Raw genomic sequence first — 5,355 nt, forward strand, 5'->3', positions numbered from 1 at the left:
GCACCGAGTGCTCAAACCCCGGCCTGCCCGCCAGCTCCGCGTCCAGATGGCCGCAGACCTCATCCAGGGCCTTCGCGAACACCGGGAACACGCCATACAGCTCACGGCCCATACCCAGCCGCTGACTGCCCTGCCCCGTGAACATCCAGCCCGTACGCCCCTCCGACACCACGCCGGACACCACAGAAGTGCCACCGTCGGCCAGCTCGGCGACCCCCGAACGCAAATCCTCCAGATCCCCGCCCAACACCACAGCACGGTGATCGAGCACCGCACGCGACGTCGCCAACGAGTAGCCGACATCGGCCGCCGAGCAGTCAGCCACCCCTTCCGCCGCGTCGAGGAAACCGGCCAGGCGCTCGGCCTGCGCCCGCACCGCCCGCTCGCCGCGCCCCGACAGCACCCACGGCACCACCGGCAGCGACTGCGCCGAAGGCGGATCTTCGGCCACGTCAGGTTCGGGCTGGCGCTCGAACTCGGGCGCTTCTTCGATGATGATGTGCGCGTTGGTGCCGCTGATCCCGAAGGACGAGACACCCGCTCGGCGCAGACGCTCCCCCTTCGGCCACCTACGAGCCTCCCCCAGCAACTGCACAGCACCCGCCGTCCAGTCCACCTGGGTCGAGGGCTCGTTCACGTGCAGCGTCCGCGGCAAGCGCTCCGCACGCAGCGCCATCACCATCTTGATCAGACCCGCAACACCAGCAGCAGCCTGCGTATGGCCGATGTTCGACTTCACCGAACCCAGCCACAAGGGCTCTTTCTCGGACCGCGCCTGACCATACGTCGCCAGCAACGCCTGCGCCTCGATGGGGTCGCCCAGTCGCGTCCCCGTACCATGCGCCTCAACGACGTCCACCTCCGACGCCGAAAGCCGCGCCGACGACAACGCCTGGCGGATCACACGCTGCTGCGACGGACCGTTCGGCGCCGTCAGCCCATTCGACGCACCGTCCTGGTTGACCGCGCTCCCGCGTACGACCGCCAGCACCGGATGCCCCAGGCGCCGCGCGTCGGACAGCCGCTCCAGCACCACCACCCCGGCACCCTCGGCCCACCCCGTACCGTCCGCACTGTCCGCAAAAGACTTACAACGGCCGTCCGAGGCCAGACCCCGCTGCCGCGAAAACTCAACGAACGTCGACGGAGTCGACATGACGGTGACACCACCGGCCAACGCCATCCCACACTCCCCCGCACGCAGCGCCTGACACGCCCAATGCAGGGACACCAACGACGACGAACACGCCGTATCCACCGTCACCGCGGGCCCCTCGAGCCCGAAGACGTACGCGATGCGGCCGGAGAAGATGCTGCCCGCGTTCCCGTTCCCGAGAAAGCCCTCGATTTCCTCCGGAGCGACCTGCAACCGCGACGCATAGTCGTGGTACATCAGCCCCGCGAACACACCCGTCGACGAACCACGCAACGACAACGGGTCAATCCCGGCCCGCTCCAGCGCCTCCCACGACGTCTCCAGCAACAACCGCTGCTGCGGATCCATCGCAAGGGCCTCACGCGGCGAAATGCCGAACAACTCCGCATCGAACTCGGCCGCGTCATGCAGGAAACCGCCTTCACGCGCGTACGAGGTGCCCGCACGATCCGGGTCCGGGTCGAACAGGGCCTCGAGGTCCCAGCCACGGTCGGCCGGGAACCCGGTGATCCCGTCGCCGGCCGAGTCGACCAGCTCCCACAGGGACTCGGGGGACGACACACCGCCCGGGTAGCGACAGCCCATCCCCACGATCGCGATCGGCTCGTGGTCCTTCGCCTCCGCTTCTCGCAGACGCTGGCGGGTCTCGCGGAGGTCGGTGGTGAGACGCTTGAGGTACGTCAGCGTCTTCTCGTCAGTGGACACGTGAGCCCAGCCCCTTTGTCGCGCCTGAGGGTGCCGTCATGAGCGCCCTCATCCTTCGAGTTCGCGATCGATGATTTCGAACATCGAATCGAGTGAAGCGGAATCGATATCGTCGTTCTCGGTACCGTCGCCCAGGTCTTCCTCCAGCCGCGCCACCATCGCCTTGACGCGTGACCGCACCTGCTGGCGCAGCGCGCCGTCCTGGGCCATCGAGAGCACTGCGGCTTCGAACTTCTCCAGGTCGCTCAGGCTGAAATCGCCCTCGCCGGAGCCCTGGTCGAGCTGTTCGCGCAGGTATCCGGCGAGGCCCTCGATCGTCGGATGATCGAAGGCGAGGCTGGCGGGCAGGGTGAGCCCGGTCGCGCTGTTGAGCCGGTTACGCAGGTCCACCGCGGTCAGGGAATCGAACCCGAGATCCTTGAACGCCCGCCCCGGATCGATCACGCCGGCGGAACCGTGTCCCAGCACCGCCGCGACCTGGGACTGCACAAGGTCCAGCAACACCCTGTCCTGCTCGGCCGCGGACCGGCCCCGCAAGCGGCGGGCAAGCGCATCGGAACTGCCCGCACCGCTCCGGTCCCCGGCGCGCCGCTGCCGGGCGGCCGCCGGCAGGAGGCCCTGCAGCATGCCGGGCACGCTGTCCCGGCGTGCGGCCAGTGCCGTGGTGTTGACCGAGACCGGCAGCGCGATCGGCTCGTCGGACCGTACCGCCAAGTCGAACAGCGCTAGCGCGTGCTCGGTGGTCAGCGGCGCGAAGCCCTGTCCGCGCAGACGGGCCAGGTTCGCGTCACCGAGGCGGCCGCCCATGCCGTCGGGGTGTTCCCACATGCCCCACGCCAGGGATACGCCGGGCAGCCCCTGGGCGCGTCGGGACACCGCAAGTGCGTCGAGCACCGTGTTGCTCGCCGCGTAGGCCGACTGCCCGGCGTTTCCGACCACTCCGGCGATCGAGGAGAACAGCACGAACGCCTGAAGGTCGGCTTTCGCCGTCAGGTGGTGCAGGTGCAGCGCCGACTCCGCCTTCGCCGCAAGCACATCGGCCAGGCGTGCCGGGGTGAGGTCGGTGATCAGGCCGTCGTCGAGCACACCGGCGGCGTGCACCACCCCGGCCAGCGGCGCATCGTCCGGGACGGTGTCGAGCACGTCGGCGAGTGCCCGCTCGTCGCTGACGTCGCAGGCAGTGATCGTCACGCAGGCGCCCAAGTCGGCCAATTCCTCGCGGAGTTGCTGGGCACCGGGGGCTTGGTGGCCTCGGCGGGAGATCAGCAGCAGGTTCCGTACGCCGTGCGCGGATACGAGGTGGCGGGCGATCACGGCGCCCAGTCCGCCGGTCCCACCGGTGATGAGCACCGTTCCCTTGTCCCACTGTGTCGCCGGGATGTCTTCGCCGGTGGCGGGGGTCATGCGGACGACCCGGGGCACCCAGGTCCGGCCTTGCCGCACCGCGAATTGACTCTCCCCGGATTCCCCGGATCCGGCCGGGTACGCCGCCAGAGCCCGGTAGGAGTCCGGCTCGCCATCCACATCGGCCAGCGCGAACCTTCCCGGATGCTCGTTCATCGCGGACCGCACCAGGCCCCACGCCCCGGCGGCCGCCAGGTCGAGCTCGCCCGTGTCGGAGGCAGGGCTCACCGTGACCGCGCCCGTGGTCGACACCATCAGACGCGAACCCGCCAAGCGCTCCTCATCCAGCCACGTCCGCATGGCCCCCAGCACACCAGCGACCACACCCAGGAGATCCCCAGAATTCCGCGCCACCGGGAGCACGACGGTCCGCGGAACCGTCACACCGTCGTCGTCCAGGGCAGCGATCAACGCTTCCAAGTCGGCGTAACCGGTCACCGCGACTCCCGCGTCAGACCACCCGTCCTCGTTGTACGGATCGGTGCCGAGGACGGCCAAATCGCCACGTTCGCCGGGCTCGGCCGGAGCCGGTGCGGGGCTCCACTCCAGCCGGAACAGGCTGTCGGCCGTGGCACGGGCGGCAGCGAGGTCGGCGACCGACACCGGTTGCAGTACCAGCGAGTCGATGTCGGCCACCGGCTGACCAGCGGTATCGGCCACGCGCAGCCTGTACTCGCCGGATCCTCGCGGCGACAGCCGCACCCGTACGGCCGAGACACCGACGGCGGACAGCGACACGCCGGACCACAGGAACGGCAGCAGCGCGCCCTCAACCTCCGGAGTCTGGAGCCCGAGCGCGTGCAGCACCGTGTCCAGCAGCGCCGGATGCACACCATACGCCGACGCCTCACCAGCCACCTCCTCCGGCAAGGCCGCCTCCACGAACACCTCACCGCCACTCACCCACACGTCCCGCAAGCCCCGGAACGCCGACCCGTAGACCAACCCCGCACCGGCCAGCCGCTCATACAGCCCCTCCAGCGCAACCGGCTCCGCACCGGCAGGCGGCCACACACTCAGATCCCAGTCGGCAGCCGCACGCTCGACCACGAGGGTGCCCGTGGCGTGCAACGTCCACGGCCGATCAGCCGAGTCACCCTCCGGGCGCGCGTACACCCGCAGCGCACGCCGCTCCTCACCGGGCTCCGGCGCATCAACACTGAGCTGCACCTGAACAGCGCCGTCCTCCGGAAGGACCAGCGGCGCCTGCAAGGTCAGCTCCTCCACACGGCCGCAGCCGACTCGGTCACCCGCCTGCACCGCAAGCTCAACGAAGGCTGTACCCGGCACCAACACCGAACCCGCCACCACGTGATCAGCCAGCCATGGATGCGACCGCACCGACAACCGCGACGTCAACAGCACCGCTTCCGAACCCGCCACCGCAACCGAAGCACCCAACAACGGATGCCCCGCCGCACCCAGACCCAAGCCGCTCGCATCGGTACCCGGCCGGACGGCCCCCATCCAGAAACGCTGCCGCTGAAACGCATACGTCGGCAGGCCGATCCGCTCGGCGCCGCTCTCGGCGAACACGGCGGACCAGTCGACCTTGCCCCCGTGTACGAACAGTTCCGCCACCGCTGCCATCACGGTCTCGGCCTCGGGTCGGCCCTTACGCAGCACCGACACCGCCGTGTCCACTTCGGACTGAGCGAGCGCGGTCAGTACCGGGTCCGGACCGATTTCGAGCAGCCGGGCCGCCGCCTGCTCGCCGGTTGTGGTCAGCAGGGCGTCGTGGAAGCGCACCGGGCGGCGGACCTGGCGCACCCAGTAGTCCGGCGTGGCCCAGTCCTGCTCGTCGACCGGCCGCCCGGTGAGGGTGCTGGCCGCCGGAAGGATCGGCTGCCGGTACGTCACGCTTGCCGCGATCTCGGCGAACTCCTCAAGCATCGGCTCCATCAACGGCGAGTGGAAGGCGTGGCTGACGCGCAGCCGCGACACCCGCCGACCCCGCTCGCCCGCAACCGCCATCACACGCTCGACCGCGTCCTCGTCACCGGAAACCACCACCGACGTGGGCCCGTTCACCGCCGCGACCGCCACCCGCTCGCCCTCGGCAAACCCGCCGAGGATGTCGGCGACCTCGG

Annotated in this window: 2 protein-coding genes; both read right to left on the bottom strand. The window is 69.9% G+C overall.

What is annotated here, in order from left to right; translation table 11 throughout:
* On the bottom strand, window positions 1-1,861 hold a 1,861-nt coding region (locus tag LCH29_RS43460), incomplete at its 3' end, for a type I polyketide synthase (RefSeq protein ID WP_446467204.1).
* 48 nt (window positions 1,862-1,909) lie between these two features.
* Window positions 1,910-5,355 (bottom strand): SDR family NAD(P)-dependent oxidoreductase (locus tag LCH29_RS43465; protein ID WP_446467205.1); only part of this gene is annotated, 3,446 nt, incomplete at its 5' end.

It is taken from the genome of Streptomyces sp. BRA346 (genome assembly GCF_052851135.1).